At 73.3% G+C, this 14,717-nt stretch carries 11 protein-coding genes; 7 read left to right on the forward strand and 4 right to left on the reverse strand.

Annotated elements, in window-relative coordinates; genetic code table 11:
- Nucleotides 1-19: 19 nt before the first annotated feature.
- Nucleotides 20-979 (forward strand): 2-phospho-L-lactate transferase, encoded by a 960-nt coding sequence (gene cofD, locus ACFYP3_RS16465; protein WP_388832259.1) that lies wholly within the window; start codon nt 20-22, stop codon nt 977-979.
- Nucleotides 976-2,289 carry a coenzyme F420-0:L-glutamate ligase gene (locus ACFYP3_RS16470; protein ID WP_388832262.1) on the forward strand — a complete coding sequence of 438 codons (1,314 nt, stop codon included), beginning with the start codon at nt 976-978 and terminating at the stop codon, nt 2,287-2,289. Before cofD ends, ACFYP3_RS16470 begins: the two co-directional genes overlap by 4 nt.
- A 69-nt stretch (nt 2,290-2,358) precedes the next feature.
- Here the strand turns inward: ACFYP3_RS16470 and ACFYP3_RS16475 are convergent, their stop codons facing one another.
- Both ACFYP3_RS16475 and ACFYP3_RS16480 read right to left on the reverse strand, forming a co-directional pair.
- Complete coding sequence (locus tag ACFYP3_RS16475; RefSeq protein ID WP_388832264.1) at nt 2,359-3,351, reverse strand: DNA-3-methyladenine glycosylase family protein; 993 nt, start codon at nt 3,349-3,351, stop codon at nt 2,359-2,361.
- A 347-nt stretch (nt 3,352-3,698) separates the two neighbouring features.
- Nucleotides 3,699-5,105 carry a peptidoglycan recognition protein gene (locus ACFYP3_RS16480; RefSeq protein WP_388832267.1) on the reverse strand — a complete coding sequence of 469 codons (1,407 nt, stop codon included), beginning with the start codon at nt 5,103-5,105 and terminating at the stop codon, nt 3,699-3,701.
- A 140-nt stretch (nt 5,106-5,245) separates the two neighbouring features.
- On the opposite strand from ACFYP3_RS16480, the gene ACFYP3_RS16485 reads away from it, so the two are divergent.
- From ACFYP3_RS16485 to ACFYP3_RS16500, 4 genes are all read left to right on the forward strand, one after another.
- On the forward strand, nt 5,246-5,998 hold the full coding sequence (locus ACFYP3_RS16485) for a TIGR03089 family protein (RefSeq protein WP_388832270.1): 753 nt from the start codon (nt 5,246-5,248) through the stop codon (nt 5,996-5,998).
- Nucleotides 5,999-6,224: 226 nt separating this feature from the next.
- Nucleotides 6,225-7,523, forward strand: a complete 1,299-nt coding sequence (locus ACFYP3_RS16490) for an LCP family protein (protein ID WP_388832273.1) — start codon at nt 6,225-6,227, stop codon at nt 7,521-7,523.
- A 222-nt stretch (nt 7,524-7,745) separates the two neighbouring features.
- Entirely contained in the window at nt 7,746-9,488 is a 1,743-nt protein-coding gene (locus tag ACFYP3_RS16495) for an LCP family protein (protein WP_388832276.1), read from the forward strand.
- 60 nt (nt 9,489-9,548) lie between these two features.
- Nucleotides 9,549-11,258, forward strand: coding sequence for an LCP family protein (locus ACFYP3_RS16500; protein WP_388832279.1), 1,710 nt, complete (start codon nt 9,549-9,551; stop codon nt 11,256-11,258).
- Between the two features lie 99 nt (nt 11,259-11,357).
- Here the strand turns inward: ACFYP3_RS16500 and ACFYP3_RS16505 are convergent, their stop codons facing one another.
- Nucleotides 11,358-12,383: a glycosyltransferase family 2 protein gene (locus ACFYP3_RS16505; RefSeq protein WP_388832282.1), complete on the reverse strand. Its 1,026-nt coding sequence runs from the start codon at nt 12,381-12,383 to the stop codon at nt 11,358-11,360.
- Nucleotides 12,384-12,676: 293 nt separating this feature from the next.
- On the opposite strand from ACFYP3_RS16505, the gene ACFYP3_RS16510 reads away from it, so the two are divergent.
- Nucleotides 12,677-14,056 (forward strand): LCP family protein, encoded by a 1,380-nt coding sequence (locus ACFYP3_RS16510; protein ID WP_388832628.1) that lies wholly within the window; start codon nt 12,677-12,679, stop codon nt 14,054-14,056.
- Between the two features lie 36 nt (nt 14,057-14,092).
- Here the strand turns inward: ACFYP3_RS16510 and ACFYP3_RS16515 are convergent, their stop codons facing one another.
- Complete coding sequence (locus ACFYP3_RS16515) at nt 14,093-14,629, reverse strand: acyl-CoA thioesterase (protein ID WP_388832285.1); 537 nt, start codon at nt 14,627-14,629, stop codon at nt 14,093-14,095.
- Nucleotides 14,630-14,717 lie beyond the last annotated feature (88 nt).

Consider the following 14,717-nt stretch of genomic DNA (forward strand, 5'->3'; position numbering starts at 1 on the left):
CCGCTGACAGACTGTCCGCATGCGCATTGTTGTTCTGGCCGGCGGTATAGGCGGCGCCCGGTTCCTCCGCGGACTCAAGTCGGCAGTGCCCGACGCGGACATCACGGTCATCGGCAACACCGGTGACGACATCCACCTGTTCGGGCTCAAGGTGTGCCCCGACCTCGACACGGTGATGTACACCCTCGGCGGTGGCATCAACGAGGACCAGGGTTGGGGCCGCACCGACGAGTCCTTCACCGTCAAGGAGGAGCTCGCCGCGTACGGGGTCGGCCCCACCTGGTTCGGCCTCGGCGACCGCGACTTCGCCACCCACATCGTCCGTACGCAGATGCTCGGCGCGGGCTACCCGCTGAGCGCCGTCACCGAGGCCCTCTGCGACCGCTGGCAGCCCGGGGTGCGGCTGCTGCCCATGTCCGACGACCGGGTCGAGACCCACGTCGCGATCACCGAGGCCGGGACGGGAGAGCGACGGGTCATCCACTTCCAGGAGTACTGGGTCCGGCTGCGCGCTGCGGTGGACGCGGAGGCCGTCGTACCCGTCGGCGCCGAGCAGGCCAAGCCCGCGCCCGGCGTGCTGGAGGCCATCGCCGCCGCCGACGTGATCCTCTTCCCGCCCTCGAACCCCGTGGTCTCGGTCGGGACGATCCTCTCCGTGCCCGGCATCCGGGAGGCCGTGGCCGCCGCCGGGGCGCCCGTGATCGGCCTCTCCCCCATCGTCGGGGGCGCGCCCGTGCGCGGGATGGCCGACAAGGTGCTGGCCGCGGTCGGCGTCGAGGCCACGGCCGCGGCGGTCGCCCTGCACTACGGGACCGGGCTGCTCGACGGCTGGCTGGTGGACACCGCCGACGCGGACGCCGTCGCCGAGGTGGAGGCCGCCGGCATCACCTGCCGCGCGGTGCCGCTGATGATGACCGACCTGGAGGCCACCGCGGAGATGGCCCGGGCCGCGCTGGACCTGGCGGAGGCCTCCCGGTGACGGAGCCGACCCCCGGGCGCGCGCCCTCGTACGAGGTGCGGGCCGTCGGCGGGATGCCGGAGGTCAGGCCGGGCGACGACCTGGCGAAGCTGATCACGACGGCCGCGCCCGACCTGCGCGACGGGGACGTCCTGCTCGTCACGTCGAAGATCGTCTCCAAGGCCGAGGGCCGGATCGTGGAGGCCGACTCGCGCGAGGCGGCCATAGACGCGGAAACCGTACGGGTCGTCGCGCGCCGGGGCCCCCTGCGCATCGTCGAGAACCGGCAGGGCCTGGTGATGGCCGCCGCCGGGGTGGACGCCTCCAACACCGCCCCCGGCACCGTGCTGCTGCTGCCCGAGGACCCCGACGCCTCGGCCGCCGCGATCCGCGCCGGCGTGCGCGACGTCCTCTCCGTGGACGTGGGCGTGGTCGTCACCGACACCTTCGGGCGGCCCTGGCGCACCGGACTCACCGACGTGGCGATCGGCTCGGCCGGCGTGCGGGTCCTGGACGACCTGCGCGGGGCCACGGACGCGCACGGCAACCCGCTGAGCGCGACGGTCGTGGCCACCGCGGACGAACTGGCCGCCGCCGGCGACCTGGTCAAGGGCAAGGCGGCCGGACTGCCCGTGGCCGTCGTGCGCGGCCTGACCCACGTCCTGGGCGAGGGCTCCACGGCTCGGGACCTGGTGCGCACCCCCGCCGACGACATGTTCCGGCTGGGCACCTCGGAGGCGGTACGGGAAGCCGTCACGCAGCGCCGTACCGTACGCGCCTTCACGGCGGAGCCGGTGGACCCGGGCGCGGTCCGGCGGGCGGTGGCGGCGGCCGTGACCGCCCCGGCCCCGCACCACACGACGCCGTGGCGGTTCGTGCTGCTGGAGTCCGAGGCCTCGCGGACCGCACTGCTCGACGCGATGCGGGACGCGTGGATCGCGGACCTGCGGGCGGACGGCAAGTCCGAGGAGTCAGTGGCGAAGCGGGTGCGGCGCGGGGACGTGCTGCGCAACGCCCCCTACCTGGTGGTGCCGTGCCTGGTGACGGACGGCGCGCACCACTACGGGCACGCGCGCCGGGACGCGGCGGAGCGGGAGATGTTCGTGGTCGCGATGGGCGCGGGCGTGCAGAACCTGCTGGTCGCGCTGGCCGGGGAGCGGCTGGGGTCGGCGTGGGTGTCCTCGACGATGTTCTGCCGGGACGTGGTGCGGGAGGTGCTGGGGCTGCCGCGGGACTGGGACCCGATGGGGGCGGTCGCGGTGGGCCACCCGGCCTCGGCTCCGCCCGGGCGGCCGCCGCGGACGGCGGAGGACTTCATCGAGGTCCGCTGACGCGGTCGCGGGGCGCGGGACGCGGGACGCGGGACGCGGGACGCGGGACGCGCATGCGGGTCGGACGCGTCAGAGCCGGCCGATGTCACTGCGCGGCATGCGCGGCACGCGGCGGGGCGGGGTGTGACCCGCGAGGAGGATGAGCCGGGCGGCGCGGTGGCGCTGCCCGGCGTACGGGGCGAGGAGCTCCAGCATGGCGTCGTCGTCGGTGTCGCGGTCGCCGACGAGGGCGTAGCCGATGATGCCGGGCAGGTGGAGGTCGCCGGTGGTCACGGCGTCGGGGTCGCCGTTGCTGCGCTGGAGGGTCTCGGCGGAGGTCCACGGGCCGATCCCGGGAACGGCCTCCAGCCTGCGCACCGCCTCGGCCGGGGGCATGGCGGCGGCCTCCTCCAGACGGTTCGCCACGCGGGCGGCCCGGACGATGGTCGCGGAGCGCTTGGAGTCGACGCCGGCCTTGTGCCAGTCCCAGGACGGGATCATGGCCCAGGTGCGGGCGTCGGGCACGACGTACATGTCCTGCGGGCCGGGCGCGGGCTCGCCGTACTGCCGCACGAGGCGGCGCCAGGCGCGGTAGGCCTCGTCGGCCGTGACCTTCTGCTCCAGGATCGTGGGGACCAGGGACTCCAGGACCATGCCGGTGCGCAGGAGCCGCAGGCCCGGGCGGCGGCGGTGGCTGGCGTGCACGAGGCGGTGGCGGGGGACGAAGGCGGCGGGGTCGTCGCCGGCACCGAGGAGCACGGGCAGCCGATCGAGGAACCAGTCGGCGCCGGGGCCCCAGGCCTCGGCGTGCACCTGCTCGCCCGCGCGGGTCACGCGGAGGGTGGCCGGGCCCTGCGGGGTGCGGGCGGTGCGCCAGACCGAGCCGTCGGGGGTGGTGCGGAAGGTGGGGTCACCGGGGCCGCGCCGGAGGGGGCCGAGGGTCAGGCCGAGGTCGAGCGGACCCTCGGGGGTCCACCGGCGTTCCCTGGCGCCGGCGCCGGCGGTGGCCCCCCGGCTCGGGGGGACGGCGGTGCGGCCGCCGCGCACGGCGGTACGGGTGAGGGGATCGAAGCGGCCGGCCATGCGTCGAGCGTAGCCCTGCCGGATGCGCGACCCCCAACCCCCACCGGCCTCCGCCCGGACCCGCGGCTATCGGCGGGGCTGTAAGGACCGGGGCTCCGCCCCGAACCCCGCCGGGCTCCGCCCGGACCCGCTCCTCAAACGCCGGAGGGGCTGGATGTGGCCGCGCTGCGCTCACATGCCGCCCGGCGGGGCTGGACATTCCAGCCCCGCCGGCGTTTGAGGCGCGGGCGCGGAGCGCCGTAGGAGGTCCGGGGCGGAGCCCCGGCAGCGGTGGGACCGTCGGGGGCGGACGGGGGCCGAGGCCCGGGGGTGGAGCCGCCCGCACGGCCCCTGCGGACCGCCGGAGGCTAAGGGCGGCCTTGGAGGCGGGCCGAGCTCGTCCGCGTCGTCGGGAGCTTGCCGTACAGCTTCTTGCCCGGGCATTCCGTGGCGAAGCCGTCGCGGTGGCCCGAGATGACGTTCATCGAGACGTTCTTGCCCTTGGGGTAGCGGTTGCCGCCGCCCGACGTCAGGGTCGTCTTCGCGCGCGGGTCGCGGCCGAAGAGGCCGAGCTTCCAGGCCGTGAGGCGGGCGACCGCGTCGAGCGCCACGGCCGGGGGCGCCGCCGAGGTGTAGGTGCCGAGCACCACGACGCCCATGCTGTTCGTGTTGAAGCCCATGGTGTGGGCGCCGAGCACCGCCTTGGAGACGCCGCCCGCGCGGCCCTCGTAGACGGTGCCGCACTTGTCGACGGCGAAGTTGTAGCCGAGGTCGCGCCAACCGCTGCTGATCACGTGGTAGCGGTACAGGCTGCGCAGCACCGCCGGGGCGTCCTTGCAGGCGTAGTTGTTGCCGGAGGCGCTGTGGTGGACGAAGGCCGCCTTCACCGTGCTGGTGTAGACGAAGGCCTTCTCGCGCAGGGACTCGTCGGCGCCCCATCCCTTGCGGGTGACGATGCGCGGCCGCGGGCCGATGAACGGGGCGGCCGCCGCGGTCAGTTCGCCGTCGCTCGCGAACACGGCGTCGGCGGTGGAGTCGGCCTTGTTCAGCTCCGGGATCTCGTCGGCGCCGAGCGCGGCGTGCGGGACGTTCGCCGCGGAGGCCTCGGCCATCTCCATCGTCATGCCGGGGGGCACCAGCTCCCCCTTGTCGTCGCCCGCCGGGCCGCCGTTCTTGCCGTCCACCGCCCTGACGGGCACGTCCGCGCCCGGGTCCACGAGTTCGATCCGCATGCCCGAGGGCAGCCGGGATGCCGGGCGGGTGGCGGGCGCGTCGCCGGGTTCCGCCTGGACGCGGACCTCGACGCCGTCGGACTCGCCGACCCACAACGGGGCGGTGGCGCCGCGGACGCGGCCGGACGCGCGTTCCGCCGCGCCGGGGTCGGCCGCGTGCTCGCTGTTGTGGATCTCGACGTCCTGCCAGTCGGACCAGGTGGCGGTCCGGGCGGAGCGGGTACGGACCTGGACGCGGCCGTGGAGTTCGGTGCCGGCGTCGTCCCAGACGACGCCGACCAGCGAGAACGTCTTGACCTCGCGGGCGCCGAGGCCCTGCGTCTCCGGCCCGCGGGGCGCGGCGCTCATGCCGGGCACGCCGGGGGTGCGGACCGCCGAGGGCCCCAGGGGGACGAGCGGCAGCGACTGGGTGGACCCGCCTGGGGTCACGGGAGCGACCGCACCCGTGGAAGGAGCGGCCAGGGCCTGAGTAGGGAGCGCGAGGGGCAGGGCCAGTGCGGCGGCCGTCGCGACGCCGATCGAGGAAGCAAGGAATCCACGCATGAAAAGGATGGTGAGCACCCGCACGGCCCGGCGCCATCCGAGAACTGACGGTGCGTCCGGTGCCGCGCCCGGTACCCCTCCCCCGTACGGTGGAGCCGACGGCCCCCGTACGGGGGACGGGCCCGCGTACCCTGTGCCGGGTGAACGCCACTGACCGCACCCCTGCCGACCTGCTGCGATCCGCGCTCGCCGCCGATCCGGGCCGCCCGCTCGTCACCTTCTACGACGACGCCACCGGCGAGCGCGTCGAATTGTCCGTCGCGACCTTCGCCAATTGGGTGGCCAAGACCGCCAATCTGCTCCAGGGCGACCTGGGCGCGGAGCCCGGCGACCGGCTCGCGCTGTTGCTCCCGGCACACTGGCAGAGCGCGGTCTGGCTGCTCGCCTGCGCCTCGGTCGGGGTCGTGGCGGAGATCGGCGGCGATCCGGCCGGTGCGGACCTCGTCGTCAGCGGGCCGGACACGCTGGAGCAGGGTCTCGCGTGCCGCGGCGAGCGGATGGCGCTCGCGCTGCGGCCGCTGGGCGGACGCTTCCCGCAGGCGCCGCCGGCCGGGTACGCGGACTACGCGGTGGAGGTGCCGGGCCAGGGCGACCGCTTCGCCCCCTTCGCTCCGGTGAACGCCGACGACCCCGGGCTGGTCGTCGGCGGCGAGGAGCTCTCGTACGCGGCGCTCACCGCCCGCGCCCGCGAGGACGCGGCGAAGCTCGGCCTCGGCGCCGAGGCGCGGGTGCTGACCGGGCGCGGCTACGACACCTGGGACGGGCTCTCGGCCGGGCTCTACGCCCCGCTGGCCGCGGGCGGGTCCGTGGTGCTGTGCCGGAACCTGGACCGGCTGTCGGCGCAGGGGCTGGCCCAGCGGACCGAGAGCGAGCGCGTCACCCACACCGTGTAGCCGCGTCCGGGCCGGCCCGGCCTCCCCGCCCGGGCCGTCAAGCGGTGCGTACCCGCACCCGTCACCCACACTGCTCAACCGCGGGAACGGGCGATTTGTCACCCGGACGGCCCTAGACAGACCCCCGCCCCCAGGCTGCCCCGGCGGCGCGGGGGCAGGATCGGCAGTGGCCGCACTCACCCGTACGGCCGGGCCTGAGGTCGTAGCGGCGAGGGGACGGACGCCAGTGACGGGCAGCGCGGGCATACCGGGCGGCACCGGTGGGGCCGCGGGAGCCGGACGGCCCCCGCGCAACCGCCGGCGCCGGCTGCTGCGCTGGATCGGCCTCGGGCTGGCCCTCCTGGTCCTGGCGGGGGCGGCCACCGGCTGGTGGCTCTACAACAAGCTCGACGGGAACATCACCGAGGACACCTCCGCGGCGGCCGAGCTGGGCCGCTACGAGCGCGAACGGCCGGCGCACCTCGCCACCGGCGCGCAGAACATCCTGCTGATCGGCTCGGACTCGCGCTCCGGCAAGGACAACGCCCCGTACGGGCAGGACAGGGGAACCGAGCGCTCGGACACCACGATCCTGCTGCACCTGCCGGAGGACCGCAGGAGCGCGACGGCGGTGTCGATACCGCGGGACCTGATGACGGAGATCCCGCCCTGCCTGCAGACGGACGGGAGCCGCACCGGCGACCGGTTCGCGCAGTTCAACTGGGCGTTCCAGTGGGGCGGGGCCGCCTGCACGATCCGTACCGTGGAGAAGCTCACCGGGATCCGCGTCGACCACCACATGGTGATCGACTTCGGCGGGTTCAAGAAGATGGTCGACGCCATCGGCGGGGTCGAGATCTGCCTCAAGGAGCCGATGGACGACTCCGAGGCCAAGCTGCGGCTGGCCGCCGGGCGGCAGACCCTCCAGGGCGAGCAGGCGCTGGGCTTCGTCCGGGCCCGGTACAGCCTGGGCAACGGCAGTGACACCGAACGGATGGAGCGCCAGCAGCAGTTCCTCGGCTCGCTCGTCAAGAAGGTGAAGAGCAACGGGGTACTGCTGAATCCGGGGCGCCTGTACCCGCTGCTGGACGCGGCGACCTCCTCGGTGACCACGGACCCCGGGCTGGCCTCGCTGCGCGGCCTGTACGAACTCGTGCGCGGCATCCGGGACATACCCACGGACCAGGTGAAGTTCCTGACCGTGCCCCGCCGGCCCTACGCCGCCGACCCGAACCGGGACGAGCTGGCGGAGCCGGACGCGGCGCGGCTGTTCCAGCAGTTGCGGACCGACCAGCCGGTGACGGTCGCCCCGCCGGAGCCCGTGACCTCCCCCACACCCGCGTCCTCGGCCACCCCCGCGCCCACCTCCTCCGCCACCCCCTCGACCACGCCCCCGCCCGAGCCCACGGACGGCACCGGACCTGCCACGACGGCAGAGCCCACGGCGGAGCCGACGGAAGGGACGGCCACGGGCGGAACCGTGACGCCCCCCGTTCCCGTCCCCACCTTCACCGGCACCACGGCGGAGAACGCCGACTGCCGGTAAAGCAATCCCAAAAGCCGGTGACCGAACCGAGCGGGATGGGCGGTTCACCCCGTTATAAGGGGAGTGGAATTTGTCACCAGCATGGTTTGCGGCCGAACAGGGCGGATAGGGTGAGCGATCCGGTGCCCGGCCGGACCAGAGACCGGGCGCCAGCAGCCGGATCGTTGACCGGGCGCCTGGGGGAGGCGCGTCGCGAGGCACCGACGGAGGATTCGAGCAACCGTGGATGCGCAAAGCCGTGGACGGGCGGACGAGATCGACCCCGCCGACCAGTGGGTGCTCAATCCCCGCACAGGCAACTACGAACTGCAACTGGGCGACTCCGCTGCGCAGGCGCAGCCGCGGCCCAGGGTCGCCGCGCCCCGCAGGTCGGCCTCGGCCCCTGCCGCCCCCACCGCCCCCTCCCCCGGCGTACCGAAGCCCCGCCGCGGCGACGGCCCCCCCGGCGGCCGGCGCGGCGGACGCACCCGCAAGGGCGGCGGTGGCGGTGGACGCCGTAAGAAGGCGCTGCTGATCACCAGTGGGACGCTGGCGTTCCTGCTGGTCGGCGGCGCCACGGCGGCGTACCTCTACTACGACCACCTGAACGGCAACCTGAGCGTCACCGACGTCGCGGGAGCGGGCACGGGCGGTTTCAAGAAGGACCAGGCCATCAACATCCTGGTCATCGGGACCGACAAGCGCAGCGGCGCCGGCAACGAGGGCTACGGGGACAAGGACAGCGTCGGTCACGCCGACACCACGATCCTGTTCCACGTCTCGAAGGACCGGACGAACGCGACCGCGCTGTCCATCCCCCGCGACCTGATCACCAACATCCCGGCCTGCCCGACGAAGCAGCCCGACGGTTCGACGAAGACGATCCCGCCCGTCAGGAACACCCGCTTCAACACCAGCCTGGGCCAGGAGGGCCGGGACGCGGGCTGCACCATGCGCACGGTCAAGGAACTCACCGGGATCGAGGTCGACCACTTCATGATGGCCGACTTCAACGCCGTCAAGACGCTGAGCACGGCGGTCGGCGGCGTACCCGTGTGCCTGGACAAGGCCGTGAACGACGAGGAGGGTTCGCACCTCAAGCTGGGCCCCGGCGAGCACCGGCTGGAGGGCGAGCAGGCCCTCGCCTTCGTCCGTACCCGGCACGGCTTCGGCAACAACAGCGACCTCGACCGGATCAGGATCCAGCAGCAGTTCCTGGGTTCGATGATGCGTGAGATGAAGTCCAAGGAGACGCTGACCAGTCCCAAGAAGTTCCTGTCCCTCGCCGAGGCGGCCACCAAGTCGCTGGGCGTGGACTCGGGGATCGGGTCCATCTCCAAACTCACCGACCTCGCGGGTGAGTTGAAGAACATCGACACGAAGAACGTCACCTTCACCACCCTGCCCGTGAAGGACAACCCGGCCGAGCCGGAGGGCAAGAAGGCGACCGTCGTCGTCGAGAAGTCGCTGGCCGACCCGCTGCTGCAGATGATCCGGGGGGACGTCTCGCTCACGGAGGTCGAGAAGAAGGAGCAGGCGGCGAAGGAGGCGGCCGACGCGGACGCGAAGGCCCAGCAGGACGCGCTGCTCCAGGGCAACCGGGCGGCCGCGGCGGACGTGCGGGTGAGCGTCTACAACGGCGGTGGGCCCTCGGGCGCAGCCTCCACCACGTTGAACTGGCTGCAGAACACCAAGGGGATGTCCAAGTCCAGCAACCAGGGCAACGCCCCGGCGAAGGTCGGTGCCACGCAGCTGGAGTACGCGCCCAACCAGGCCGACCAGGCCCGGGCGCTCGCGGACGCCCTGGGGCTGCCGGCCACCGCGCTGAAGATGGGGACGGCGGACGCGGCGGCGAAGGCCCCGATGAAGCTGACGCTGGGTCCGGACTTCGACAAGCCGGGGGCACCGCTCGGGGCGCCGGTCCCGCAGCAGCTTCCCGAGGACGTCCAGCAGGCCCAGGCCGACAAGGCGGTCTGCGCCAAATAGCGGCACGCAGCCGGTCGTACCGGCACACAGACGACCAAGAAGGATCTTGAGGGGGGACGCGTGAGGCACAGCAGCGTGCGGGGGGAGGGGGCGACCGCCCAGGCAGCCGGGGACATACCCGGCGACGGGGCGGACGCGCCCGGCGTGGTGCCCGCACCACGGGGCGGCTCCAGAGCCGTCCGGCGTGCGGCCGCCCGCCAGCGCCCCACCAGGCGGGGGCGGCGGCGCGTGCTGCGCTGGGTGTCCTCCGTCCTGTCCCTGCTCATACTCGGGACGGCGGCGGCCGGATACCTCTACTACCGTCATCTGAACGGCAGCATCCAGACGGACGCGCTGAACCTCGGCGAGACCAAACTGGGCGGTTCCAAGCCCAACGCCTTCGGGCAGACCCCGCTGAACATCCTGCTCATCGGCTCCGACGCGCGCAACGACGCGGAGAACCAGGCGCTGGGCGGGGCCACGAACACCTTCGACGGCCCGCCCCTCGCGGACGTGCAGATGCTGCTGCACCTGTCCGCCGACCGCAGCAACATGTCCGTGGTCTCGATGCCGCGCGACACGATGGTGATGATGCCCAAGTGCACCGAGCCGGGCGGCAAGGTGTACCCCGCCAGCAAGGGGCTCGTCCAGACGAACGAGTCCCTCCAGCGCGGCGGACCGGGCTGCACCGTCGCCGCGTGGATCGAGCTGACCAAGATCCCCATCGATCACTTCATGATGATCGACTTCAAGGGTGTGGTGTCCATGGCGGACGCCATCGGCGGGGTCCCGGTCTGCGTCGAGCAGAACGTGCACTCCCGCACCCGTGACGGCAAGGGCTCGGGCCTGAAGCTGCCGAAGGGCGAGAACATCATCCAGGGCGAGGTCGCCCTGCAGTGGCTGCGCACCCGCTACGGCTTCGAGGACGGCACCGACATCGGGCGCACCCACGCCCAGCACCAGTACATGAACTCGATGGCCCGGGAGTTCCGCAAGAACGCCAAGCTCACCAACCCGGTGAAGCTCAACAGCCTGGCGCAGGCGGCGATCCAGGCCATGGTCGTGGACACCGGCCTGAACAAGATCGACAAGCTGTACGACCTCAGCATGGAGCTCAAGAAGGTTCCGCCGGGGCGCATCACCATGACCACCATGCCCTGGGTGTACAGCACGAAGCCCGGTATGGACGGACGCGTCGAGCCCATGGCGGGCGAGGCCGAGGACCTGTTCCGGATGGTCCGCGAGGACATCGCGCTCGACGGCAAGGGCTCCGGCAGCCCGGAGGGCGGGGCCTCCCCCTCGCCGGGCGCGAGCGGTGGCCCGTCCGCCCCGGCCCCGCAGCCGACCAGCGCCCCGACCACGGCCCCCGCGGCCCCGCCGGCGAAGATCGTGGTCGGCGTCCGCAACTCCACGGGCGGCAAGGACGGCGCCCAGGCCAGGGTCAGGAACCGGGCGAACGACGTGGCGGCGGTGCTCGCCGCCAAGGGCTTCACCAAGGCCGCCGCGGACACCCAGACGGGGGCCGAGGACACCACGGTGGTCCGCTTCGCCACCGACGCCCAGGCGGCCGACGCGGCGGCCGTGGCCACGGCGCTGGGCCTGCCCGCCGCCTCGGTGCAGAAGTCCGACCAGGTGGCAGGGATCGTCCTGTTCGTCGGCAAGGACTGGCGGACCGGCGACGCGCCGGCCGCGCCGCCGCCCGCGCCGACCGTGGCGCCGACGTCCGCCCACGCGCTCAACGGCGACAACGACAAGGCCTGCATGCCGATCCAGCCGGGCTTCACCTGGTAGCGGGTCCCCCGGACCCTCGGAGCACGCGGAAGGGGCCCGGCGCGGAAGCGGTTCACACCGTCTCCGTGCCGGGCCCCTCCGTACGTCCCGACGTGCGGGTCAGACCTGCGAGGAGTCCCGGTGCACGGCCGGGCGGCGGGTCGCGATGAGCCTGTCCGCCAGGGCCCGCGGGCTGGTCAGGAAGCCGAAGCCCCAGCACAGGTGCATGGTCGCCAGGGCGACGGGGATCTGCGCCCGGGCCTTCAGCGGCAGCCCCTTGCCGGCCGGTACGGAGCCCACGGCGATCGCGGCGAGGTAGCCGGCCGGGACGGCGAAGCCCAGGGGGGTGACCGCCACGCCCACGACCACGCCGGCGGCGAGCGCGCAGACGAGGGTCGGCGGGGCCAGGTAGCGCAGGTTGATGGAGCCCGAGTGGTAGCGGGCCACCACGTGCCGCCAGCGCCCGTAGTCCTTGTACTGCTTGGCCAGGGCCTTGACGGAGCGCCTGGGGCGGTACTGGACCTTCAGCTCCGGCGAGAACCAGATCAGGCCGCCGGCTTCGCGGATGCGGAAGTTCAGCTCCCAGTCCTGGGCGCGGATGAACTCCTCGTTGTAGCCGCCCTGCTGTTCCAGCGCCTCGCGGCGGAAGACACCGAGGTAGACGGTCTCCGCCCGGCCCGCCTGGCCGCCGGTGTGGAAGGGCGCGTTGCCGACGCCGATCTTCGAGGTCATCGCGGCGGCGACGGCCTCTTCCCAGGCGTTCTCGCCTTCGGCGTGCATGATCCCGCCGACGTTCTGCGCCCCGGTCTCGTCCAGCAGGCGGACGGCGGTGGCGATGTAGTTCGGCGAGAGCATGCCGTGGCCGTCGACGCGTACCACGATCGGGTGACGCGAAGCCTTGATGGCGGCGTTGAGCGCCGCCGGGGTCCGGCCGGTGGGATTCGGGACGGTGTGGACTCGGGGATCCTCGGCGACGAGTTCGGCGGCGATCTCGTCGGTGCGGTCCGTGGACGGCCCGAGTGCGATCACCACCTCCATCTCGCCCGCATACTCCTGTTCCAGGATGTGGCGGACGGAATCGCGGAGGTAGTGCTCCTCATTGAGCACCGGCATGATCACCGAGACTGCGGGCTGCTGGGCGGGCATGTGGTCCTTCAAGGTCGGGTATCGGTGTCACGTTACCGCGTACGGGGGAACCGGGTGCGCGCCGAGTGATCGGTAAGGACAAACGCTGATCGTATGGGCCTACTGTTCTGTCGAATCAGCTGAATCGGACTCGTCTCTCGACCGGTCTCCCTGCTGCTCCCGCGGAGGTGTCCACCGTGCCCCAGCCGCACCGTCCCACCCGTCCCGCCGGGCCGTCCCAGCCGCAGCGCGCACGGCGCGGCGGCGGCGCCGGCGGCCCGGCCCGGCGTCGGGGCGAACGCCCCCGGTGGGGGGTGCGGCTCGCGGCCGGGCTGTCGGTCGTGGTGCTGGGCTCCGGGGCCGTCGGCCACGCCGTGATGACCGGCCTGGACACCGGGATCGAGCGGGTGGACCCGTTCAAGGACATGAAGAACCGCCCGCGGGCGGGGCACGGCCTGAACTTCCTGCTGGTGGGCACCGACGGCCGGGAGAAGATCACCCCGGAGGAGAAGCGCGAGTACCGCCTGGGCGGCGCGCCCTGCCACTGCACCGACACGATCATGCTGGTGCACCTGTCGGCCGACAACGAGCGGGCCAGCGTCGTCAGCCTGCCCCGCGACAGCTACGCCGAGGTGCCCGCGCACCGGGACCTGGTCACCGGCAAGGCGCACCGGGCCCACTCCCTGAGGCTGAACGCGGCGTACGCGGAGGGCGGCCCCAACCTGACCGTGCGGACCGTCGAGAACATGACCCGGGTGAAGATCGACCACTATCTGGAGGTCGACTTCACCAGCTTCATGAAGACCGTCGACGCGATGGGCGGCGTGGACATCTGCACGGCCAAGACCATGCGTGACCCGAACACCGGCCTCGACCTGTTGCCCGGCACCCACCGCCTCAGCGGCGGCCAGGCCCTGCAGTACGTGCGCTCGCGCCATGTGGACGGGGCCTCCGACCTGGGCCGGATGCAGCGTCAGCAGCGCTTCGTCGCCGCCCTGATCAAGCAGGCGACAGGCGGCGGGGTGCTGCTGAACCCGGTCAAGTTCAAGGAGGTCAGCTCCACCCTGCTCGGCTCGGTGCGGGCCGACAGGGACTTCGGCTCGGAGCAGATGCTGGCGCTCGGGCAGGCGATGCGGGACTTCACCCCCTCCTCCTCGGAGTTCGCCTCGGTGCCCATCGGCGACCCCTCGTTCCGCCTCAAGGGCATCGGCTCCACCGTGAAGTGGGACGAGCCGAAGGCGGCCAAGCTGTTCGAGGCCCTGCGCGAGGACCGCCCGCTGGCCCCGGCCCGGCCCGGGAAGAGCGGCAGCCGGCCCGCGGCCGTGCCGGTGGACGTGCCCCCCCAGCAGATCCGGGTCCAGGTGGAGAACGGGACCCGGATCGACGGGCTCGGCGGGCGGGTCGACACGGCCCTGCGCGCCACCGGCTTCGACACCACCGGGGCCCCGGGCAACGGCGCCAGCCGCGACGTCAAGCGCACGGTGATCACGTACGACCCGCGCTGGGACCGCTCCGCCCGTTCGGTGGCGACCGCCCTGCCGGGCAGCGAGCTGCGGGCGGTGGCGGGCCAGGGCCGGACGGTGCTGGTGATCGCGGGCACGGACTACCGCAAGGTGGTGCCGGTCCGCGCGGAGGACCCGTACCAGGGCGCCGTCGGCGTGGTCACCGGCGACCAGGTGGTCTGCGGGACGTAGGCCCCGCCGTGCCCGGGCGGGCCCGTGGCGGGGACGTCAGTCGTCGAAGCCCTGGGCCGCCCGCTCCTCGCGCAGGGCCATGATCGCCTGGCGGCGGGCGAGCCGGTGGGTGCGGCGGATCTGGGCTTCCTGGTAGCGCCGCTCGTCCCGTTCCGTCTCCGGGAGCACCGGCGGGACCGGGCGGGGCTTGCCGTCGGCGTCCACGGCCGCGAAGACGAGGTAGGCGCTGCCGACCTGGGTGGCGGGCGTGGACTCGTTCCACCGCTCCGCGAGGACCCGTACGCCGATCTCCATGGAGGAGCGGCCGGTCCAGTTGCACTGCGCCTTCACGTGGACGAGGTCGCCCACGCGCACGGGGGCGAGGAAGACCATCTCGTCCATGGACGCGGTGACCGCCGGGCCACCGGAGTGGCGTCCGGCCACGGCGCCCGCCGCGTCGTCCACCAGCTTCATGATCACGCCACCGTGCACCGTGCCGAGGAGGTTGGTGTCGTTCGCGGTCATGATGTGGCTGAGGGTCGTACGGGAGGCCGCGGTCGGCTTCCCGGGCAGCTCGCCCGGTATCTGTGTCATACGGACACCTTAGAGCCGTACCAGAGGCATCAGCTCTGCAACAGCCCCGGTACGGATCCGGCCCCGGGCTGTCGGACGGCACGCCCGG

Origin of the sequence: Streptomyces sp. NPDC005533 (genome assembly GCF_042871845.1) — a bacterium.
Taxonomy (GTDB): Bacteria; Actinomycetota; Actinomycetes; order Streptomycetales; family Streptomycetaceae; genus Streptomyces.

What these genes read in the sequence shown, in the direction of transcription:
- ACFYP3_RS16475 (WP_388832264.1), bottom strand. Translation starts at nt 3,351, where the DNA reads ATGGCCGGCCGCTTCGATCCCCTCACCCGTACCGCCGTGCGCGGCGGC.
- cofD (WP_388832259.1), top strand. Translation starts at nt 20, where the DNA reads ATGCGCATTGTTGTTCTGGCCGGCGGTATAGGCGGCGCCCGGTTCCTC.
- ACFYP3_RS16515 (WP_388832285.1), bottom strand. Translation starts at nt 14,629, where the DNA reads ATGACACAGATACCGGGCGAGCTGCCCGGGAAGCCGACCGCGGCCTCC.
- ACFYP3_RS16505 (WP_388832282.1), bottom strand. Translation starts at nt 12,383, where the DNA reads ATGCCCGCCCAGCAGCCCGCAGTCTCGGTGATCATGCCGGTGCTCAAT.
- ACFYP3_RS16480 (WP_388832267.1), bottom strand. Translation starts at nt 5,105, where the DNA reads ATGCGTGGATTCCTTGCTTCCTCGATCGGCGTCGCGACGGCCGCCGCA.